Genomic DNA, 20,597 nt, shown 5'->3' on the forward strand with positions numbered 1-20,597 from the left:
CTAAGGTAGCCGACCCCCACCGAACAGCAGGATCGCGATTGCCCCAGATTCCCCGGATTCTCGTCCCGCTCGACCCTCATGATCCAAACACCTGGATCGAGGCGCTCAGCTATGGGCTCGATCTGTGCGACCCCGGAGAGACGGATGCCCATCGGATTATCCTTGCGGTCCCGAGCCGCGCCCAGATGAAGTCCATGACTATCGCGGGCCACCTCGGTGCAATGTTCACCAAGGCGCTCGCCGAGGGCCAGAGCGTAACCCTCCCCCGCGGTGTGACTCTATTGGCGGAAGCTGTCGCCCAGCTCCGGACGGGCGCTGAGAAAGTCGTCGTTATCGCCTACTACGCGGACGACCAGGCTCTCGATAAAGTGGATGGTCTAGCCAATGTTGAGGGCGTGGTGGTCGTGCCGAGCTGGGCAGACTCCGTTTCCCGCTGGACGAAGCGATGGACGCCACAGGTGCACGGTCAGGCTGCGGTCGCGCCAGTCATCCTCATCGCAGACCCCAAGGTCGAGAAAGCCCTCAAGACACTGAGCCGATCAGTCAATCTCGGACCCGAAGTCTTACACGCATCCGACGACGCCTTAGCCGAGCAAACCTTCCGCATCCTGCGCAATAAGGGGCACAAGGCCGCGCCTGCCGATATTCGCTCTTGGGCCATAAAGAACGGATGGAAGGACAAGGCTGCCACCCGGCTGGAGACCTTGGCCGCACGCATCCTCCTCTCGAAGGCGAAGCCCTCCCTCGCCAAGATTCCTGAGGCGGAAACGCGCTACGCCAACTGGGTCTAGGCCGATACCTTCGTCGGGGTACCGCCTTGCGCAATGCGGTCATGAGCATGCCTGCTGGCATAGACAGTCGACGCTGAGGGCTGAGCATTTGCTCAGGAGGCATAGGCCCAAGTTAGGGCTGGCCCTGCAAGGACCCAACGGATCTCTGCCCGCATCCCGGCAACTGCACGTTTCGTCAGATCACGGCGGGTCTAGAACCTGGGCTTACGCCGATCTGAAGCAGCCACACCCGCGATCGACTTTCAATGAATGACAATGCGCACGAGGCTGTGCTATAAGAGTTTCACGGCCGTCTCGCCGGACCTGTCGCCGGGTCAAAGCGGGCAGATAGATCAAGCACCTCCTGTCGATCCTCAACAGAGGTCGATGCGTAATCGGCGAACTTCGACCATTTGCTGAGGTACCGACAATGCGCGTTTTCTATCTGAGTCATTCTAATCTCAAATCTTTGAAGCGGTCGCTCGCTGGCCAGCAGGACGTGCGTTCGAGCCATCTTACCGAGGCCATTGCGAGGGGCTTCGGCTTTGGAACGGCCGCAGCCCTTCAAGCCTGGATGAACGATGACGACGGTCAGTATCGGCCGTTTGATCAGGAAGCGTTTTCGGATCGGGTCAGCGAACTGCATGGAGCTTCTGAAATCACGTTCAACTTCCCCGAGCTTCCCCGCGAAGACCGGTACGTCGAAGACGTCTTCGATCAACTGCATCCCATCGTCTTCAGGAAGGATCACATCCAGTTCCAACTGCCAGGCATCCACGAGATCGTTGACATTCAGCTGCGCCCTCTGCCGGGCGGGTGGTTCCGGTTCGACCGCTCACATGCGATCCACACGCCGGTCCAAGCAGGCCCTTACTACCCGAGTCGTGACATTGACGATGACGCGTCTTACGCCATGCATCGGGCGATCGAGAGCCTTGCGAGCTATCACCGCGAGGCGGTTGGCGAAGGGCACACGCCCTCTGAATCCTGGCTGGTCAGTCGCTCACGTTAACGAACTGGACTTTGTTCCCCCTCCTCGACAGGAGGGGGAATGTCGTCTGAGAGAGTAATGGATGTCTGGGATGTCGCATCCTTTCCGGAACCGGTGATCGAAGCACTCCGTGCTGTAGACGGCGCTTTCGTGGCCCACACGCTAAACGTCACCCAGAATCGCTATGAGCCGGACCCCACGGACGAGCCACGTCGGCTCGGGCTCGACGTGATCGCTCGCACCATGGCGGGAGTAACCATCCGAGCCTGGCACTACGGGCGTCTCTGCGCCGATGAGGTGGAATTACTGATGCGCGAAGGCCTGTGGCCCACGAGTCAGCATCGTCGCAATATGCGCCTACGCACGCGGCAGGATGCCGGCGACCTGACGAGCGACGATGTCGCGAGCCTGACGGCATGTTGAGAGCTGAACACGGACTCCTTCGGTGTCAAGGACGGGGCTGTCTTCATGACCTCCACGCCTCGGCACCCCGAGGAGGACTATGTGTGCAGCCTCCTCGCATCCTGGGGTGGCGAGGCGTTGGCGCGCCCACGCGCAGGAACGCCCCTCGGCCAACGGCTGGCGCTTATCGGCGAGCCCGCGGTCCTCGAGATTGCGCTGCCATTCGATCTTCTCCCCGACTGGCGGCGAGGCCTCGTCGTGGAGGCGATTGAAGGTGGGTGGCTTGCTCGCCAGGGCTGTGGCGTTACAGAGAATGGACGGGACCTGCACGTGATCGAGCCATTGGCTCCGGAACGTATTTTGAGGGTGCTTCGTCCGTGCGACCACGACTTCCATACCCTCGGCAAATCCTATCCCACGGCAGCGGTCTGCCTGTCTCCGGATGGCGCGCTCCGCCGGTAACCGGGGCGAGTCACCGACTGAGGTTCGCGCCCCTGCCGGTGACCAGTTGCGCCAGACCGTTAGTCGAGGGAACGAGCACTACCGTCTGATCGATCTTGACGCCGGCGTACCCCATCCGAAGCCTGGCGTAGTGTTCCACACCCGATCCGTCGCGCACTACCGCCCACGGCGAAGCCCCTGCCTCATCATGAAACCCCGTTTTCACGACCACACCTCGCACCGGCTCCCTGCCGAGAACCCGTACATCCCTCGCGCCCTCCAGCCGACGCTGATTGAGGGTGCGGATGATGTCCCGCCGCACTTGGAGCGTGCGCAGTTTCGTCTCCATCTCGCCGTCGAGCCGATACCGCCGCCCGGACCGCCCCGCGAGCCCTAGCCGTTCCAGATGTCTCAGCCGCCCGCGCGTCAGAGCCGCCCAGGCGTCGGTTGATCCGACCCCGTCATCGACCATCCCGTTCTTGTCCGCCTCGGCGATCAGCCGCCGGTCGAAACCGGTAAAGCGGTCGGCCTCCGTCTCCTTCCAGATGCGCCGCTCAGCCTCCACCCGCGAGAGATCGCCAAGCCGCTCCTGCGCCACTTCCTGCGCCCGCGCGCGAAACCCATAGCCGATGTAGTCGCGCGGAATGACGAGGTCTCGCCCGTCCTCGCGCCGACCCCGGACCAGCACATGGGCGTGAGGTTGATCGGTGTCGAAATGGCAGGTCGCCACCCATTTCAGGTTCGGCTCTCCGAGGTCCGCCGAGACCCGGCCCATGACCTCGCGGACATAGGATTTCATGTCGAGCCGATCGCCATGTTCCGGCGAGATGATGAACCGGAAATGATGCCGGTCCTGGCTCCACCCTTCCGTTTCAAAACCGGGTTGAACGCCATCGAGACCAGGGTCGAAAAACTCCGGCCGCGAGCCTTCCGCCCCGGCGCCCGCTCGCCCGAGGTAGGCCACATGCTTGGCGAGCGCGGCTCCCCGATCGGCGCCCTTGCCCATGTGCCGCGAGACCAGCGCCTTGACGATGACCTTCTGGCGAACGTCCAGACGAAAGGCGCGACCTGACCGGTTCTGAGCCGCCTTGAGCACCCCTGACCGGTTTCCCAGCGTAAAGGCCCTCGAACTCGCCAGACGCTTGAGCATGCCGCTTTTGACATCCATCCGCTCGGTCTTGAGGGAAAGGGGAAGGCCGACGTGCACCGCGTCGACGGTCCGCTCGGAACGGGCTGAGACCCGCCCCTCGATCGCGTCCCGGATCAGCATTCGCAGTCCTCCAGAGCATGGAGCGAAGGCTCGAAGGATGACAACTCAAGACAAGTCGTCAATGATGCTCCGAGCTGCCGCTAACTGTCGGGCAGAATAGAAGAAACCGGCGCAGTCAAAAACACCCTTTTATCTTGCCCTCCGACCCTTTTTGCAGATTGTCATCCATCGAAATCACACGCCGACATACCCTATCAACAGTCATCATAGTTGGTGACCGGAAGCGAGATACACACGCTGCACAGGCCGTCGATCGGATCGAGCCGCCGGATGACAAACAAAAACCCGCCCGGCCGAAGCCGAGCGGGTCGTTGTTTTCAGGTCCAGTCTCTCAGGCGGCCCGGGCCTTGATGGGCACATGCCGCAACCCGGACTCCATCGCCTTCTGCCCGAGGTTGAGCGCAGGTCCGAACGGCCGGTGGTCCTCCCTCATCCCCGCCAGCGAATGGACCAAGGTCAGGCAGACCTCCGGCTCGAGCGCGATGAGCTCGTCGTTCGCCCTGAAGGGAGCCGCCTTGCCGTGGGTGTCGAAATCCGCGCGGGCGAGGATCAGCTTCACCCCCTTCTGCTGGGCCCATTTGATCGCGAGTTTCTCGGAGCCCTTCGCCCCGGTCGTCGCCAGAGCCATGTCCGGCCATTCCTGTTTCGCCCAGTTCAGAGCGTCGAAGATCCGACCGGCATCCTCCGCGCTGTCGGCCGTCGGCGCGCCCCGGAAGGCGATCACCGGACCGCCCGGATCCGCCTCCCCGGACTTCCGCTGCTTGATCGCCCGGATCGCCTGTTTCGCCTCAAGCTGGGCCGCCGTCAGATGGGTGCCGCGCCGCGATCCCCGCCAGGCCGTCCAGACCTCCCCGGTCGCGACCGTCCAGGTCTCAGACGCCGCGTCCCGGATCAGTTCGCAGGCCTGCGTCGCCGCATCGCCTGCTCGGGCCTTCGCCGTGGCTTCCTGGAGTTCGACGTCAGCCGCTTCCGATCCGTCGAAGTCCCGGTCGAGCGATCGCATCGTATCGCGCGCCCGGTCCGCATCGCGTTCGATCCGCCCGGCCGCCGAATGGAAGGCGCCGATCAGGGCCTCTCCCAGGATGGTCTGGAAATCCTCCAGCGCGGTGTCAGAAATGACGTCGATCAGCTCGGTCATGAGCGCGCGCCCGAGTTGAACCAGGGCGTCTTCGGTCGGAAGCGAACCTCCCTCGTTCAGGGAAGCGGACAGGTCGGCCAAGGCGGAGGATGAAGTGTTGAAACGGGTCATTGGAACATTCCTAGAGAATGTCGAGCGCCCCATGCGCAACGACCCCGGTTTTGGCCACAGCGGGGTCCCCGGCAGTCACCGGAGCGGAGGGCCGCTTGCCCTCCGTGGAGGGAATAAGGCGAAGCCGTTGACTTCCGGGGTGCTGTGACAAAATCGGAGGGCGTTGTGTGGGGGTAAGTCGTCGTCGCCCTTCGCGACGACGACACCACTCGGCGCCGTTGCGCCGATACGGAAGACAAGACAACGCTCTTCCCGTCCGTCGGCGTCGGCGAGCCGGCGGCGCTACGCGGTTGCGAACGTCTGAGGGCGCCGCAGGCAATAGTCCGATGCTCACTCACTGGCATGAGAGAAACCAGCGGTGCTAAATCAACCCGTCCTTCAAACGTCGGAGCCTGGTATGGAGAAGATCACCGTCGCCGTGCTGCGAACCCAAGGCGGATGGCGCGTCATGAAAGACGATCGGCAGATCGGTGAATATGACTTCCGTGTCGATGCGGAGGACGCCGGATTAAAGCTGACGCGGCAAATCCATCTCTCAGGCCGCGACGTGGAGCTTCTCGTGCAAACCGAGGGCTCCCACGACGTCACGCCGATGCGAGGCTGGGAGACGGTTCACTGAAGAGAGGACGGCCTGTCTACGGGCCTTATTCTGCGGCGGAACCGGTCCAGCCGACGGGACGCCAGCCTGCCAAGAAAGGCCTCCATCGCCCCCTGAACGGGGCCGCTGATGTCACGCTTGCGGGCGTCCATGTCGAGGACATGCGCCGCCTTTTTTTCGGGAATTCCAGCCAGAAGCAAGGCGCGCGTAGTCGTCGCGGGTCCCAGCGCAGAATCTGACGGGCGACTTTCAACTCAGCGGCCGGGGCCGCGTCGGGACCTCGATCGGCCAGAGGCCGACAAGCGGGCGGCCCGATCTTGGCTGCCCGGGCCAAATACAAACGGCGACCTCGTCGAGGCCGCCGTTCAGATCGTCTCAGATTGCAGCAAGGGCGTGACGGATCTCAGTCGAGAAGCGCCAGCCGGTCGAGGGTGCGGGGAGTGTCCGCCGCCGGCCGATAGGCGACGGCGGCATGCAAGGCACAGAAGGCCCCCCGGGTCACCGGTTGACCGCACAGACTGAAGTCAGCGGCTCCGGGCTCACCGAAAGGCCAACGGCACTGGCAGCGCCGCACCGAGAGGACTGTTGCCAGGCCATGTTCAGCCGCGACTACGGGACGAGCGTCGATCGGCCGGGTCGCCAGGGACCTGGCCGGCGAGAGGCCGACCGGCTTCGGACGGGCGTCAGAGCCTTTGGGCGGGCGGCCGGAACGGCCCGCCGACAGACCTATGCGATGGACCTTGCCGAGCACGGCGCTGCGCGTGATGCCATTGGCGAGATCGCGGGCGATCTGCTCGGCGGTCTGGCCCTCGAGCCAGAGTGTCTTCAGACGACCGATGCGGTCATCGGTCCAGGCAGAGGCGGTCATGGGAAGCTCCGATGCTGACGAGCCCGATCGGCTCGCCCTGCGCCGCCCTGCCTTTCCCTCCCTCCCCAAAGGAAACGGCCCGACGCTCGCGCGCCGGGCCGCTCTCATTCGCCCGCTGTCTAGAACGGGATGTCGTCGTTTAGGTCGTAGCCACTGGCCGGCTCCTGGACCTGGCGACCGGAGTCGCCCTCGTCCTCGGCGGCGCCATCGGAAGCTTCGCGCCGGTTCTTCAGTCGGATATCCCCGACGATCACGCGCATGTCGTAGTGTTCGACACCGTCCTTGCCGGTCCAGGTGTCGTTCTCGACATGACCCTGGATCACGACGCGGCTGCCTTTGCGGGCGAACGGGCCGATGTATTTCTCGGCCGTCGCCTCGTTGAAGCAGATGCAGTTGAAGCCGGTCGTGCGTTCGCCGGGCGTGCCGTCGGCCTTGCGGAAACGGGTAGTCTCGAGCACGCGGAAGCTTGCCCGCTTCTTGCCCGAGCCTTGAGCCGAGAGGACGGAGGGGTTGGCCGTCAGATAGCCTTCGATGATCACGGTTTGCATGGTCAGTCTCCTGAGAATTGAATGTTGATGAGGGATCAGGCGGCGGCGCGGTCGGCGCTGCTGTCCTGGATGTCGCGTTCCTCGGCCCAGTCGAGGACGGTGAGCCGGTTGATGACCAGTTCCTTGGCCGTCCGCTCGGTCCCGTTCTTGGCCGCGTAGGCGGTGTCGATGAAAGCGCCGATGACCACGGCCTCACACCCCTGCGCGAGGCCCCGGGCTATGACCTTCTCGTTGAGGCCTTTGGACCAGCTCACGCAGTTGACGCCGACCAGCCGATCCTTGCCGGCGTTGTCGACGCCGCGGCTTTCAAGCAGGCGAAACACCGCCTTGCCGAAGTCGTCGGTGATCTGGGGGTCGGCCGCCAATCGGCCGGTGAACATCACGTTTTGCATGTCAGTCTCCTGGATATCCGAAGCCGTCGGGGAGCCGATCTCCCCAATCCCGCTTCACCCGGAAACTCCCTTCCTCCGCTCCTTTGGACGGTGTTCGGTCGCGCACGCGATCCTGGGCCTCACCGACATTGCCGAACCCACAATGTGATCCTATATTGGATCATATTAGGAGGCTTGTTCGATGCCCGATCCCCAGTGGACTCTGCCCGAAGCGGCGTTCGTCCTTGATCAACCGCTCGACGCGATCAAACGCGACGTCAACCGCCGACCACTCAAGCCAGAGGCCTCAGGTCCGGCCAAGCGCGCTGTGCGATGCGTCGGCCTGACCGATCTCGTCTATCTCGACATGGTGGCCACCTATCGCCACACCCTGACGCCTTCCGCGCTCGACGACCTGTATGTCGCCGTGATCAAGGAGTCTCCGCGGTCCGCCAGTGTTTCTGTCGGGCCGCTCATCGTGCAGTTGAAGCGGCATCGGACAAATGTCGCGCAACGCCTGAAGGCGCTGGAGGCTGTGGATCGCGCCATCGAGATCAAACACGGCGCTCCCGTCGTAAGAGGCACCGACATCGAGGTCCACCGCCTAGCGGCGCTCTCGGCAGGCGGAGCCACCGATGAGGAGATCCTCGAGGACTACCCGTCGCTGTCGCTCGCCAAGATCAAGGCGGCGACCGCTTATGCGCGCGCCCATCCCAAATCCGGTCGCCCTTACCCGGCGACGTCGGCGAAGCGCGCGATGCAGGGAGCCGACCTTGGCGGGCTCGAGCCATTCATGCGGCCGAGGGGATGATCTATCTGCTTGACACCAACGTCGTCAGCCAGAGCAGCAAGCCCAAACCGTCCGCCAACATCCTGGCCTGGCTCCGGTCGGTCGATGACCACGAGCTCTGCATCAGCGCCATGACTGTCCGCGAGTTGCGATACGGAGCGGAGCGGGCGACAGCCGCTGACCATCCTGCCGCCGCGGCGATCACACAGGGCGTGGACGCGGTCATCGCCGCCTATGCGGGCCGCATCCTGCCCATCGACGAAGCCGTGGCCGCCGTCTGGGGCCGGATGCTGGCCGAGCGCGACGGCGACGAGGAGGATACCGCCCTGGCCGCGACCGCGCTGGTCCACGGTCTGACGCTCGTCACCGCCAATATCAAGGATGTGACGGGTCGCGGCGTCCCCCTTCTGAACCCGTCCCGGTCCCCGCCGAAGGCGACGCCGGTCTGACCCGCTCAGGCGGCCTGCCCGTCGAGGACGGTCTGAACCGGATGGCGGCGCAGCACCGCCTCCAACACGGTCGGCCGCTCAACCGGGACGAAGACCCGAGGCGTGTAGGCGATGATCTCCACGAAACAGCCCGAGACGACCAGGGCGTCGCGATCCGTCCGGCCTCCCACCACCTCGATGCGCCAGCGGTCCATAACGCGGGACCGCTTCAGCCACAGCCCGCCCTCCAGCGATAGCTGGACGTTGCGGTCGAGGATCGTGGCGGCGGTTCTCGCGCCGTCCGCCCAAACCTCGGCGACGTCGGTCAGACCCAGGCTCGTCTTCAGAGTTCGAGCCTGAACCTGGTCCAGAACCCGCCCCAGCCAGCGGCGTCCGTCCGGCGCCCGGACCCGGCGAACCGAGCAACCCCGCGCCGGCAACCGGCCCCAAATCGGCAACAGCAATCCCGTGGCAAGCGTCAGTTCGCGCGTCCGCCAAGGGTCGGTCCCGGCGACCTCTTGGTCCCAGACCCGCCGCCAGGTCGAAACCTCCGCTGGCTTCCACGCCGACTCCTCGAACGTCTTCTCGGCCATCGTCTGGCGATCGTCGGGCCGAACCAGCCGCACGGCGGTGATCAGGCGGTTCTCGTCCGTCGAGGTGGTCAAGCCGAGTTCCGCAATCGCGGCGCGGCCCGACTTCTCGTTGACGACCAGCTGGTGGGCGACATCCTTCGCCCAAGTCAGGGCGGCGTCGGCGACGAGGATCTCGCGCCTTACCTTGAGCGAGAAGGTCACCAGAGCCGTCTCGGCGCCGGTCGAGACATCGGTCCGGATCACTTCCTGATCCGTGACCTCCAGTTCCTCGGCCTCGATGTCCTCCAGCCCGCGGTCCAGTTCACCGGAGGCGGCGGCTCGATCGAGGATGCCGGACAGGATGCGGTCGAAGTCCGCGAACAAGGCGTTCTGGTCGGCGATGCGCAGCGCCAGAAGCCGGTTCAGGAAGGTATGGATCGGCGGCAGGTCGTCGGAGGGTTTGAGGCCGCCGTCGTCGTCGAGCAGCTTCAAGCTCGTCTTGGCCACGAAGGTCTCAAGCGTCATCGAGTCCAGCTCCCCGAAGGCCAGTGCGCCGTAGAAGACCAGCAATGCCCGGCGCGCCCAAGGGCTCTCCAGATTGTCCTCGGCGCGGAACAGGCCGGCTCCGGCGGTGCGCCGTTCGCCGCGCGTGAGCGCGCCCAGAGAGTCCAGCCGGCGCGCGATCGTCGAGGTGAACCGCTTCTCGCCCTGGATGTCGGTGGTGACGGGCCGGAACAGGGGCGCGGATGCCTGATGCGTCCGGTGGGAGCGGCCAAGGCCCTGGATGGCGGCGTCGGCCCGCCAGCCCGGTTCGACCAGATAGTGGACCCGCCGCTGCTGGTTCGGAGCCGACAGGTCGGCATGGTAGCTGCGGCCGGTTCCGCCGGCGTCGGAGAAGATCAGCACCCGCTTGCGGCCCGACATGAAAGCGTCGGTCTCGGCGCGGGCCGCGGAGGCGCCCCGCCGCTCCACGACGCGACGACCGTCCCTCACCACCACCCGGCGCGACCGGCCCGTGATCTCGGCGACCGCGTCGGTCCCGAAAGCTTCCAGCAGGGCGTCGAGCACGCCCGGCACAGCGGGCAGCAAGGCCATCTTCTCGATCAGGGCCTCGCGTCGGGCCAACGCCTCCTGACTGAGGGCGGGACGACCGTCGTCTATGACCGGGACCATGGTGACATTGCCGTCATCGTCCTCGACCGCCTCCATCAGATGCACGGGAAAGGCCTCGCGCAAATAGTCGAGGACGTATTCTCGCGGCGTCAGGTCGATGGATAGGTTGTTCCATTCCTCGGGCGGGATCGAGGACAGCCGCCGCTCCATCACCGCCTCGTTTGTGGAGACAATCTGGACCACGGCCGAGCGCTCCGAGGCGAGGTCGTCGCGGATTGACGCGATCAGGCTCGGCGCCTTCAGGCCAGCCAGAAGGTGACCGAAGAAGCGCAGTTTAGCGCCCTCGAAAGCGGAGTGGACCGCGGAAGCCGCCATCGCGCTCTTCGGCTTGCCAGCGTCGTCGCTGAGACCGGTCGCCTTCAGCGCCTCTGCCAGATTGGCGTGGATCAGCTGGAAGGCGTCGGCCCACTGGTCCCATACGCCGACGTCGTCTGGCATCAGCGGATGGACCAGGGGTTCGTACTCGACGCCCTCGAACGACAGCGATCGCGCCACATAAAGCCCGAGCGCCTTGAGCTCGCGTGCGACCAGCTCCATGGCCGCGACCCCGCCCCGGTCCATGGCGTCCAGGAAGTCGGCGCGGGACATGAACGGCGCTTCGGGCCCGCCCCACAGGCCAAGACGTGCGGCATAGGCGAGGTTCTCGGCCGTGGTGGCGCCCGTGGCCGAGACATAAAGTATCCTGGCGTTCGGCAGACGGTTCTGCAGCGCCAGCCCCGCCATGCCCTGCAGCGAGGCCTTCTTGGTCCCACGCGCGCCCTTGCCGCCACCGGCCGCGTTGGCCATGGCGTGGGCTTCATCGAAGGCGATGACGCCGTCGAAGTCCTCGCCCAGCCAGGCGACGATCTGGTCGAGGCGGGAGGGACGGACGCCCCGCGCCGGCTGACGCAGGGTCGCGTAGGTGGTGAACAGAATACCCCGGTCCAGCCGGACCCCGTCTCCCTGCTTCCAGCTCGACAGCGGCACGATGTCGTGGGCCCCGCCGCCGATGGCGCCCCAGTCGCGCCGGGCGTCCTCCAGCAGGGCGTCATTGCGGGAGAGCCAGACTGCGCGCACGCGCCCCTGGCTCATGTTGTCTGCGACGATGGCGGCGATCTGCCGCCCCTTGCCGCAGCCGGTGCCGTCGCCGAGGAAGAAACCCCGACGGAAGGCGAACGCTTCGCTTTGATCATCGCGCACGAGCGCCACCTCATGCGGTGCTTCGCCGAGGCGGAACCGGCCGGGCAGGAAGGCCGCATGGGCCTCGCCGGCGTAGATCACCGTCTCCGTTTGGGCGTCGGAGATCCGGCCCTGGATGAGCACCGCCGGCGGCAACACCGGCCGGTAGGTCGGCGCGGGCGGCGCGACTGAGGCCATGGGCCCGGATTCGACCAGGGGTGAAGGGTGAGGCCGGGGATCGGGCAGGACGATCCGCGCCAGGGCATGCGCCTGATAGAGGCCGACGTCCCGGCCCTCTCCAGCCCAGGGCCGCGCCTCATAGGCCAGGGGTGTTGCTCCGGCCAGGAAGGCCAGTCGGCCTGCGGGAAGGGCCAGCCCGCGGTCGCGCGGCGCGAGGAAGGCGGCGGCGTCCAACGTCAACCGCACGCGCGGGCGGGCGGTGCCGCGATTCGGAAGGCTCGCGAGAATCCGGGCGGTCGCCTCCAGATCCTCGGGTTGGTGAAGAAGGCCGTCCCAGACGGCTGTCCCGCCGCGATCCATAACCAGCAGGCCGGTCTCGACCGAGGTGCCGTGTTTGGCGAAAGCGCGCGCGGGAAACGCCACGGCGGCCACCATGACGCCGTGGCCTTCGAGCACCCGCCTCAGATCGGTGTCGGCAAGGGCGGTGAGGGGCACGATCGCCGCCATCCGGCCGCCGTCCGCCAGAACCTTGACCGACGCGATAAGATGGGCCTGAAGATCCGAGAACGGCGGGTTGCAGACCACGACGTCGAACGCCCCGGCGTCCCCGAGGAGGTCGGGTAGATGGCGGCCATCGTGCCGCCGGCGCGTCGCCTTGGCGAACAGTCCGTCGAGGAGCGCGGCGCGCGTGGGCGCAAGCTCGTTTAACGTCAGGCTCGCCCCGCACGCTTCGGCCACTACGGCCAGCAATCCGGTCCCGGCCGAGGGCTCCAGCACGAGGTCGCCCGGCCGAACCTGCGACGCCAGCACCGCGAGGGCGGCGAGTTGGGGCGGGGTGGAGAACTGGTCCAGCGCGACCTGTTCCTCACTGCGCCGGCTGTGGGTCAGGCCAAGCGCTGAGACCGCGGCGAGCAGAGCGGCGATCTCGGCCGGGGCGTCCTCGAGCCGGGCGATCTGCGGCGCGAGGCGGCGGATCTGAAGCACCGTCGCGCCCTCGATAGCGTCATAGGCGTCGCGCCAGGTCCAGCCGCCCTCGGCGTCGGACGCTCCGAACGCGGTGGTCATCACCTCGGCCACGAGACGTCGATCCAGCGGGCGGGAGCGGGCAAGATGGATGGCCAATGCACGGGCAGCGGCCAGGATGTTGGCGGGGAGATTCCCGACGGCGAGGTCGGCGAACAGCGACAGGTTGCGGATCGTTGACATGGAAGGCTCCGATCGCCTGGAGCGGAGGGCTCCTCCCTCTCGGTCCTCCAGGCTCGCTTCGCCCCGCCCTCCCTTCGTCTCCCCGACAGTCGCGTCGACGCGCACGACGACAGAGAAACACCGTCCCGGCAGGTCGCCGGGGCGGTGTTTCCGTGTGCGGATAATCAGGCGGCGGCGACGTCCAAGGCCGCCTTGCCCGCCGGAGTGACGACGAAGGCGCCGGCCCCTTCGTCGTCCTCATCGACGCCATCGCCGGCGGCTTGGTCCTCGATGTCCGGGGCATCCTGATCGGCGTCGATCGGGGCGGCCCATGACAGGGCGGCCGGAGCCCAGGTCCGTTGCGCGGCCTGTTCGGCCACCCAGTCGACCAGCTCGGTCTTGCGGAGCGTCTTCGCCCGCTCGTCCTCGGCGCCCATGGTGTCGAGCATGCCGGTCAGCAGGCCCTTGGAGTGGGGCTGCAGGAAGGGGGCGTCGGGCGTCCAGTGGAGAGTGATGTCCGCTTGGCAGAGAGCGGCCAGCTCCGCCGCCTCGGCCCGGGCGCTGCGGCGGATGGAGAAGGTCTTCTCCTCCCGGACGTCGAGGCTGATGGCGGTCAACTCCGCCAGCAATCCCATCTTCTCGCCGTGGGCAAGGCCGTGGACCCAGGCGATGACGGTCTCGCCGGACGCTTCCCAGGCCGTGCGACGATCCTCGAGCCGTCGACGAACGTCACCATCCAGAGCCTCGATGACCCGGCTGTTCGCGGGATTGAACCCGCTGGCGGTGATGGCCAAGGCCGAGTCCGACCGCGCGACGTGCGCGCGTCGAACGAGGACGGTGAACAGCCGCGCGATCAAGGCTGTAAGCGCCGCCCCGGGATCGTCGGCCAGCGCGCGGATCAGACCCCGCGTCGCCACATCGGTCCGCACGGCGTGAAGGGCATGGTTGACGCCTTCTGTCTCCGGCTCCGGAGCCTCGACTTCCGGCGGAACATAGGCCGGTGGCGCCGCGGTCCGACGCGCGGCCTCCGGCGCGGCGTCCTGATCCTCTTCGTCGATCTCGGGTTCCTCCGGCGTGTAGCAGCGGACTTCGACGCCTGCCTCCGCGGCCGGCCACAGGACCATCGTGGTCACGACCCGGCCCCCGCATCCAGTCTGGTCTGATGCAATCTTGGCGTGGATCATGTCGACGATCGCCAGATCAGCCACGTCGGGGTGCTCGACGTCTGCCAGGGCGATGCGGGCCTTCTCGGTCCGGTCGTTGAACACCTCCCTCTGCGCCCGGTAGCGCGCCATCTCTTCGGCGGGGAGTGAACCGCCATACACATAGCCGAGCGCCTCCAGATCGTCGGGAAGCTCTGGCTCCGGGCCGGCGGTCACGTGAACCGAGATCCCTTCGGCCTCGAACACGGCCGCGATCCCACGTGCGCGACGGGTCCAGACCTCGGTCAGGATGTCGGGGTCGAGCAGGACCGGCGGCAGTTCACCGAACAGATCGCTCTCCGTCCGCCCCCCGGCGTCAGCATAGGCCTGAGGATCGACCAGGGCGCAGCGGCGATCGCGCGTGGTGACCCGGCTGTCGTCGAGCCGCTCCTTCACCCGCCATTCCTGGAAGCCCTGGCCGTCCAGCGTCATCTGGGCGATGTCTTTCTGCTCCTGAAGGTCCGGCAGGCGCGCCAGCAGCCGGGTCTGGCGAAGCGTGATCCGGCCCGCTTTCAGCGCCACCAGAGCGGCCGGCGCGACCCCGGACAAGGCGGCCAGCCGTTTGATCTCGATCTCGTCATAACCGAGCGCCCGCGCCATGGCGGTGATCGTCAGTTTCGACTTCAGCATCCGGCCAATGGCGGCGATGACATCGGCCACATGGACCGGCACGGCGGTGTTGGTCAAAAGCACCGCCGCCGCCTGGCGCGCCGGATCGGTCTCGACATAGGTCCGGACAGGATAGTCCTCGTCGATGTCGCCGGCCTCCAGCAGGCTCGCCAGCGCCAGACGACGACGACGACCGTCTAGGGCCATGAACGGCTGCTCCTTTTTGCCGCGACCGGGCCTGACGGTCACGGGCTGCAACTGACCGGCCGCCTTCAGGGTGGCGGCCAGGGTCGGAATATCGTCGTCGGGCGGTTCGCCATAGCGCAGGTTCTCTCGCGCGATGCCGAGATCCCCGAGGCGGACGATGCGTTCCACGGGCGTGAAGATGACGGCCGGGGTTGGGGTTTCAGGAACAGAGGTTGTTGAGGTGATGACGGGAACGAGGTCGGTCATGAGGTCTCTCCTGCCGGGCGACGGGGGCCATCCCCGTCACTCCGGCGCCCCTCAGAGCCCTCGCTCCCCCTTTGCGACGCCGCCGCGACCGCGACCTCGTTCCAGTCGCCGAACGGCGGCTCGGGCCATGACACCTCAACCTTGAGACCGTCATTCACCAGGCGGCGGCGGAGCCGGGCAGCCGCCGCCTCACCGGCCTCGCCACGGTCAGCGGCGATCAGGACCCGGCGCACCCAGGCGGGCGGGCTCCAGGCGACGAGGTTATTGGCGGCCATAAGAGCCCAGCCGGGAAGACCGAAGCGGTCGATGGCCGACAGGGTCGTGACCACCCCTTCGCCCACCAACATCTCTTCGGCCGCAGGCGAGAGGCGAACGGCCGCGCCGGGCGGGACCTGACCCACAGTCTTTCGGGCCAGGCGCAGACCGCCGGCGGGCAGACCATTGGTCTCGAGATAGGTCAGCTCGACCGCCGTCAGACGATCCTCGGCGTCGCTGACCCGGGCGATCAGAGCGGGACGCACGCGCCTACCACTCTGATAGACCGACAGTGGCGCGGAGGGGTGCAGGCGAAGATTGTAAGCGGCGGCTCCGGTCATGACTGCGCGCCGTCGCAGATAGAGACTGGCCGGACCGTGGGGCGGTCGCTCCGTCGTCGCGGTCCACAGACGCGATGCGGTCTCGACGCGAAGGCGCCGGTCCGGTCTCGGCGATGAGGACCGTCCGCGCCCGCCGCCGGTGAGCCGACCGGCGTCATCGATAAAGCCGCGAAGGCGAAGATCATCCCGTGCGGTGCGCCAATCGGCGCCGCCGAATCCGTGGATGATGACCCGATCATCGGCCAGCATCAACGAAACCGAACGGTCCGCCGTGCTGTGGCCGGGTGCGGGGATGCTGGCGCGCGAACCTCCGGCATAGAGGTCGCCGCCCAGGGCGGCGACAATCGCGTGAAGGGTCATGGCCGCCTCAGATCAGGCCGAGCTGTTTGAAGCTCGCCGTACCCTGACGGCCGATGACGAGATGGTCGTGCACTTGCAGGCCGAAAACGCCGGCGGCGTCCACGATCCTGCGGGTCATCTCGATATCGGCCCGTGACGGGGCCGGGTCGCCGGACGGATGATTGTGGACAAGGATGAGCGCCGAAGCCGAGAGTTCCAGCGCCCGCCGGACGACTTCACGGGGGTAGACCGGGGCGTGATCGACCGTGCCTTCGGCCCGGAATTCGTCCCGAAGCAGGATGTTCTTCTTGTCGAGATACAGGGCGCGGAACTGCTCTCTCGGTTCGTGGGCCAGGGCCGAGCGAACATAGGCGACCAGGGCGGACCATGATGACAGGACGGGGCGGCGGCAGGCCTCCGATCGGGCCAACCTGATACTCAGCCGGCGCAACATCTTGAGATCCGTGATCGTGGTCGCGTCGAGCGTGGCGGCCCGCGCCAGCTCGTGCGGATCCGCCGCGACGACGGCGGCGACCGTGCCGAACACCGCCAGCAAGGTCGCTGCAGCCTGCGCGATGTCACGCTCCGGCATGGTGCGTGTCATCAGCAGGGAAAGAAGGGTGGCGTCGTCCATCTCCTGCTCAAGGCCCGGCGACGCCGCGAACAGGTCTCCCGAACGCAGGCCGGAAGGCCTGAATGTTGATGAGGACAAGGGTCGCATCGCGGGGCTCCAGGGGCTGCTGGCCCCGGATCGGGGCGACCACCCCCCGCCCTTCCTTTTTCTCCAATGCCCGTTGGCTAAGAGGGGCGATGGCTTCAGGCTGCGCCCATGAAATGGCTCCTGATCCTCACTGGTCTTCTCCTCGCTCCCGCCGTCGCCCACGCGGATCCGTGCGAGGGCCGTTTGCCTGACCGCGCGGGCGCGTCCTTCTCCGGTCTGGTGCGCTACATCGGTGACGGTGACAGCCTGTGTGCGGGCCCCAACAGTGACCCCTCGACCTGGATTGAGGTCCGGCTGTCGGATTTTAACGCCCCCGAGCTCCACAGTCCGACCGGACGCGCTGACCGGGACCGATTGTCGGGCTTGGTTCGCGGACGTGTCCTGACGTGCGTGGCGGTTCGCGGTCGTAACGGTCGCGTCATCGTCTATGATCGGGTGATTGCCTCATGCCGCCTTAATGGTCGAAGGGTCGGCGACCTGCTGCGTGCCGCCGGTGGACGCGAAGGGGGAGATTAGGACGCGAGCCTGCTGGACCCCGCAAGCCCTGCCGAAATCCAACTTGGAGTGGCAGTCCCCTCGTCCATCCGCGCGCATGTCGGACCCCTTGGCCACTTCCCTTCCGAGTTCCCTGCGAGCCATCAGCTAGGAGGAAGTCGTCGGCTCGCGGGGGCCCAAGGTCATAGGCGGATCGCTGCGGCAAGTATGTGGATGCGAGGCGCCCTACGAGCGTCCCGTCAGGCGACGTCGCAAGTCGCGTTCGATGGTTTTCCTCTGATGCGGAGTGAGTTTGCGCCACCCCGCGACTTCCAACCGCGTGCGTCCACAGCCTGCGCAAAAACCGGAGCGGGCGTCGAAAGTGCAGACATCGATACAGGGTGTCTTGGCCATCCCACCTGTCTACCGGGCCAGGGAGACGACGGCCTGCCAGGTCAAGACCAGGCCGACGACAGCGATCAGAACCCCTGAAAAATAGGGCGCCTTTCGTGCAAAAGCCGCGAAACCTCCCGACCAGCGCTTCTCCGCATGCCGCATCCCGATCGCCGCTGCGACACCGACGGTGACCATGGTCGCCGCCAATCCGATCGAAAAGCACAGGACGAGGGTCGCACCCAAGGCCACCTGCTTCAGCTGCAGGCAGAGCAGCAGGACGGTGATCGAGGCCGGGCACGGGATCAGGCCGCCTGTCAGGCCGAAGAGCATGATCTGCCAGGTGGTCACCTTGCGGTTGGCGAACCGTTTCTTGATGTCGTTGGCGTGGGCGCGTTCATGGGCGTCCTGGTGGCCGGGGTTTGAGACATCCAGGCCGCCGTGGTCATGACCATGCTCGTGATCGTGTTCGGCGAACTCGACGTCGAAGTCATGGGTGTGATTGCCGTGGCCCAGAACCAGCCGCGCCGTGAAGGCGTGGGGTTCGGGAATGACGTCAGCCGATTCGAGATAGCCGTCGCGTGTCTCGAAGTGGAATGTCTGGACGGAGCCGTCCGCGCGCGTGGTGGCGACCTTGATGTCGCCGGCCCTCGGGACAGGACCGTGATCGGGGGCAAACCGGAAGCGCGGCGGAATACCGTCCTCGAAGATACTCAGGCTGACGACGCCATGGCCCGTGTCGATCCAGCGCGTCTCGTCGTGGGTGTGGTCATGATCATGCTCGTTATGGACGGCGTTCTGCTCGCGCCATGTGGCCAACAGCATCCATGCGGCGACACCGAGGATGATCACGGCCGAGGCCAGTTGGAACCAGCCCTCCGAGGCTTCGATGTCGAAGAACTGACCGAAGTAAAGACCGGTCAGGGCGATCGCCCAGACGATGGCCGTGTGCGACAAGGTCGCCGAAAGCCCGAGCAATACCGCCTGCCAGACCGTCCCGCGCACGGCGACGATGAAGGCCGCCATCATGGTCTTGGAATGCCCCGGCTCAAGACCGTGAAGCGCCCCGAGAAGGAGGGCCGAGGGAATGAACAGCCAGGCATGGGCCGAGCCCTGCGCGAGCAGGTCCGCAAACGGAGTCATCGGCGTCTCACAGGTATTTGGTGATGTCTTTGAACTCGGCCATGGCCTGCCGCGCCTCAGCCGGATCGCCCTCCGCCGCATGGGCGAGGCAATGGTCGATGTGATCGTGGATCAGGGCCTTCTTGGCCGCCGCCACGGCCTTCTCGATTGCGTGAAGCTGCTGGGCGAGGTCAAGGCAGGTGCGGCCGCCCTCGATCATGGCGATGGTTTTCCGCAGATGTCCCTCGGCGCGTTTGAGCCGATTGACGATCTCGGGATGGGATTTATGGACGACGTGGGCCATAGCAAGATGCTATCCCCCCGGAGGGGATAAGGCTAGCCCCCTGGCTCGACCCGCAGGATGATCTTCGATGTTTTCCCCGCTCCGACATGCCGGTTATCGGCACCTGTTTACGGCTCAGGTCGCGGCCCTGCTCGGCACGGGCATGGCGACGGTGGCGCTGGGTCTGCTGGCGCATGATCTGGCCGGGGCCAATGCCGGCGAAGTCTTGGGGATGGCCCTGGCCATCAAGATGATCGCCTATATCGGCGTCGCGCCCTTCGCGAACGCCCTGGCGGCCAGGCTTCCCCGCAAGGCCCTGCTGGTCTCGCTGGATGTCGTCCGGGCCTGTGTCGCCGGCGCCTTGCCGTTCGTTGGCGAGGCCTGGGAGGTCTATGCCCTGATGACGGTGCTGTACGTCGCCTCGGCGGCCTTCACCCCGGCGTTCCAGGCGATGATCCCCGACCTGCTGCCTGACGAGGCGGAATACACCAAGGCCCTGTCGCTCTCGCGCCTCGCGGCCGATCTCGAGAGCGTGGCCAGTCCCGTGCTGGCGGCCGTGCTCCTCGCCTTCATGAGCTACAACAATCTGTTCGCCGGGACGTCCCTCGGCTTCGTTATCTCGGCCCTTTTCGTCGTCACGGCTGCACTGCCGGTACTGACGCAGACGGCTCAGAAACCCTTCATCCAGCGGCTCACGGGCGGGGTTCGCCTGTTCGCTTTGACGCCACGTCTGCGCGGTCTGATCGCCATCAGCATCGCCGCGGCCGCCGGCGGGGCCATGGTGTTCGTCAACACGGTCGTCCTGGTGCAGTCCCGCTTCGCCATGTCCGGCCAAGCCGCCGCCTGGGCGCTAGCGGCTTTCGGGGCGGGGTCGATGGCGGCGGCGATCGCCCTGCCTCGCCTGCTGGACCGGGTCGCAGACCGGACCGCCATGTTGTGGGGCGCCGCGATCATGACCCTGGTGCTGCTTGGGGGATCGGTGCTGGCGACCACCTATGTCGCCCTGCTCATCCTCTGGGCCGTCATGGGCGTCGGCTATTCGCTGACCCTCACACCGGCGGGTCGCGCCTTGCGTCGGTCTTCCAACGCACAGGATCGTCCGGCCCTGTTCGCGGCGCAGTTCGCCCTGTCCCACGCCGCCTGGCTGATCGCCTATCCGGTCGCCGGTCTGGTCAGCGCGGCTGCGGACCCCAGCGCGGCCTTTCTGGTGCTGGCCGCCCTGTGCGCGTTCGGAACGGTCCTAGGATTTGTAGTCTGGCCTGCGAACGACCCGACGGACCTGCCGCATCGGCATGACGCACCGGCCGAAGACGATCCGCATCTGGACGGTCAATCCGGAGAGGCGTTGCACAGCCATCCCTTCGTCATCGACGAGCGCCACCCGCGATGGCCGACGACGAAGGAGTGAGCC

19 protein-coding genes are annotated in these 20,597 nt (G+C 66.5%); 7 read left to right on the top strand and 12 right to left on the bottom strand.

Features of this window, described 5'->3' with window-relative positions; genetic code table 11:
• The first annotated feature begins 38 nt into the window (after positions 1-38).
• From HNP47_RS12640 to HNP47_RS12650, 3 genes are all read left to right on the top strand, one after another.
• The gene (locus HNP47_RS12640; protein ID WP_035305746.1) at positions 39-791 is read left to right on the top strand and encodes a hypothetical protein; all 753 of its coding nucleotides are present in this window, start codon (positions 39-41) and stop codon (positions 789-791) included.
• 409 nt (positions 792-1,200) lie between these two features.
• Positions 1,201-1,782 carry a hypothetical protein gene (locus HNP47_RS12645; RefSeq protein WP_035305748.1) on the top strand — a complete coding sequence of 194 codons (582 nt, stop codon included), beginning with the start codon at positions 1,201-1,203 and terminating at the stop codon, positions 1,780-1,782.
• 57 nt (positions 1,783-1,839) lie between these two features.
• Positions 1,840-2,184, top strand: a complete 345-nt coding sequence (locus tag HNP47_RS12650) for a hypothetical protein (RefSeq protein ID WP_155988052.1) — start codon at positions 1,840-1,842, stop codon at positions 2,182-2,184.
• Between the two features lie 451 nt (positions 2,185-2,635).
• Here the strand turns inward: HNP47_RS12650 and HNP47_RS12655 are convergent, their stop codons facing one another.
• Positions 2,636-3,874, bottom strand: coding sequence for a DUF3363 domain-containing protein (locus HNP47_RS12655; RefSeq protein ID WP_035305757.1), 1,239 nt, complete (start codon positions 3,872-3,874; stop codon positions 2,636-2,638).
• Between the two features lie 331 nt (positions 3,875-4,205).
• A complete protein-coding gene (locus HNP47_RS12660; protein ID WP_035305761.1) occupies positions 4,206-5,123 on the bottom strand; it encodes a DUF2493 domain-containing protein in 918 nt (305 codons plus the stop codon).
• 397 nt (positions 5,124-5,520) lie between these two features.
• On the opposite strand from HNP47_RS12660, the gene HNP47_RS12665 reads away from it, so the two are divergent.
• Positions 5,521-5,742 carry a hypothetical protein gene (locus HNP47_RS12665; RefSeq protein WP_035305764.1) on the top strand — a complete coding sequence of 74 codons (222 nt, stop codon included), beginning with the start codon at positions 5,521-5,523 and terminating at the stop codon, positions 5,740-5,742.
• A gap of 382 nt (positions 5,743-6,124) precedes the next feature.
• Here HNP47_RS12665 and HNP47_RS12670 read toward each other — a convergent pair whose 3' ends face one another.
• From HNP47_RS12670 to HNP47_RS12680, 3 genes are all read right to left on the bottom strand, one after another.
• Complete coding sequence (locus HNP47_RS12670; RefSeq protein WP_035305766.1) at positions 6,125-6,589, bottom strand: GcrA family cell cycle regulator; 465 nt, start codon at positions 6,587-6,589, stop codon at positions 6,125-6,127.
• A 119-nt stretch (positions 6,590-6,708) separates the two neighbouring features.
• Positions 6,709-7,137, bottom strand: coding sequence for a single-stranded DNA-binding protein (locus HNP47_RS12675; RefSeq protein ID WP_035305768.1), 429 nt, complete (start codon positions 7,135-7,137; stop codon positions 6,709-6,711).
• 35 nt (positions 7,138-7,172) lie between these two features.
• Entirely contained in the window at positions 7,173-7,517 is a 345-nt protein-coding gene (locus tag HNP47_RS12680; protein ID WP_260394869.1) for a hypothetical protein, read from the bottom strand.
• A gap of 193 nt (positions 7,518-7,710) precedes the next feature.
• Here HNP47_RS12680 and HNP47_RS12685 point away from each other — a divergent pair, with 193 nt between their 5' ends.
• A complete protein-coding gene (locus HNP47_RS12685) occupies positions 7,711-8,319 on the top strand; it encodes a DUF433 domain-containing protein (RefSeq protein WP_184279847.1) in 609 nt (202 codons plus the stop codon).
• Positions 8,316-8,747: a type II toxin-antitoxin system VapC family toxin gene (locus HNP47_RS12690; RefSeq protein WP_035305778.1), complete on the top strand. Its 432-nt coding sequence runs from the start codon at positions 8,316-8,318 to the stop codon at positions 8,745-8,747. Before HNP47_RS12685 ends, HNP47_RS12690 begins: the two co-directional genes overlap by 4 nt.
• Before the next feature lie 5 nt (positions 8,748-8,752).
• Here HNP47_RS12690 and HNP47_RS12695 read toward each other — a convergent pair whose 3' ends face one another.
• The 7 genes from HNP47_RS12695 to HNP47_RS12725 form a co-directional block, all read right to left on the bottom strand.
• Positions 8,753-13,015, bottom strand: coding sequence for a strawberry notch-like NTP hydrolase domain-containing protein (locus HNP47_RS12695; RefSeq protein ID WP_035305781.1), 4,263 nt, complete (start codon positions 13,013-13,015; stop codon positions 8,753-8,755).
• A 164-nt stretch (positions 13,016-13,179) separates the two neighbouring features.
• The gene (locus tag HNP47_RS12700; RefSeq protein ID WP_035308125.1) at positions 13,180-15,258 is read right to left on the bottom strand and encodes a ParB N-terminal domain-containing protein; all 2,079 of its coding nucleotides are present in this window, start codon (positions 15,256-15,258) and stop codon (positions 13,180-13,182) included.
• Positions 15,255-16,214, bottom strand: coding sequence for a toprim domain-containing protein (locus tag HNP47_RS12705; RefSeq protein WP_081836174.1), 960 nt, complete (start codon positions 16,212-16,214; stop codon positions 15,255-15,257). The genes HNP47_RS12700 and HNP47_RS12705 overlap by 4 nt, the downstream gene beginning before the upstream one ends.
• Before the next feature lie 7 nt (positions 16,215-16,221).
• Complete coding sequence (radC, locus tag HNP47_RS12710) at positions 16,222-16,827, bottom strand: RadC family protein (protein ID WP_052004993.1); 606 nt, start codon at positions 16,825-16,827, stop codon at positions 16,222-16,224.
• A gap of 807 nt (positions 16,828-17,634) precedes the next feature.
• Entirely contained in the window at positions 17,635-17,802 is a 168-nt protein-coding gene (locus HNP47_RS16595) for a DUF1289 domain-containing protein (protein WP_081836171.1), read from the bottom strand.
• Positions 17,803-17,811: 9 nt separating this feature from the next.
• Positions 17,812-18,924, bottom strand: coding sequence for a nickel/cobalt efflux transporter (locus HNP47_RS12720; protein ID WP_184279848.1), 1,113 nt, complete (start codon positions 18,922-18,924; stop codon positions 17,812-17,814).
• 7 nt (positions 18,925-18,931) lie between these two features.
• Positions 18,932-19,207: a metal-sensing transcriptional repressor gene (locus HNP47_RS12725; RefSeq protein ID WP_088582496.1), complete on the bottom strand. Its 276-nt coding sequence runs from the start codon at positions 19,205-19,207 to the stop codon at positions 18,932-18,934.
• A gap of 67 nt (positions 19,208-19,274) precedes the next feature.
• Here HNP47_RS12725 and HNP47_RS12730 point away from each other — a divergent pair, with 67 nt between their 5' ends.
• Complete coding sequence (locus tag HNP47_RS12730) at positions 19,275-20,594, top strand: MFS transporter (protein WP_135194136.1); 1,320 nt, start codon at positions 19,275-19,277, stop codon at positions 20,592-20,594.
• The last annotated feature ends 3 nt before the right edge of the window (positions 20,595-20,597 follow it).

It is taken from the genome of Brevundimonas vesicularis (assembly GCF_014204545.1).
GTDB classification, from domain to species: domain Bacteria; phylum Pseudomonadota; class Alphaproteobacteria; order Caulobacterales; family Caulobacteraceae; genus Brevundimonas; species Brevundimonas vesicularis_B.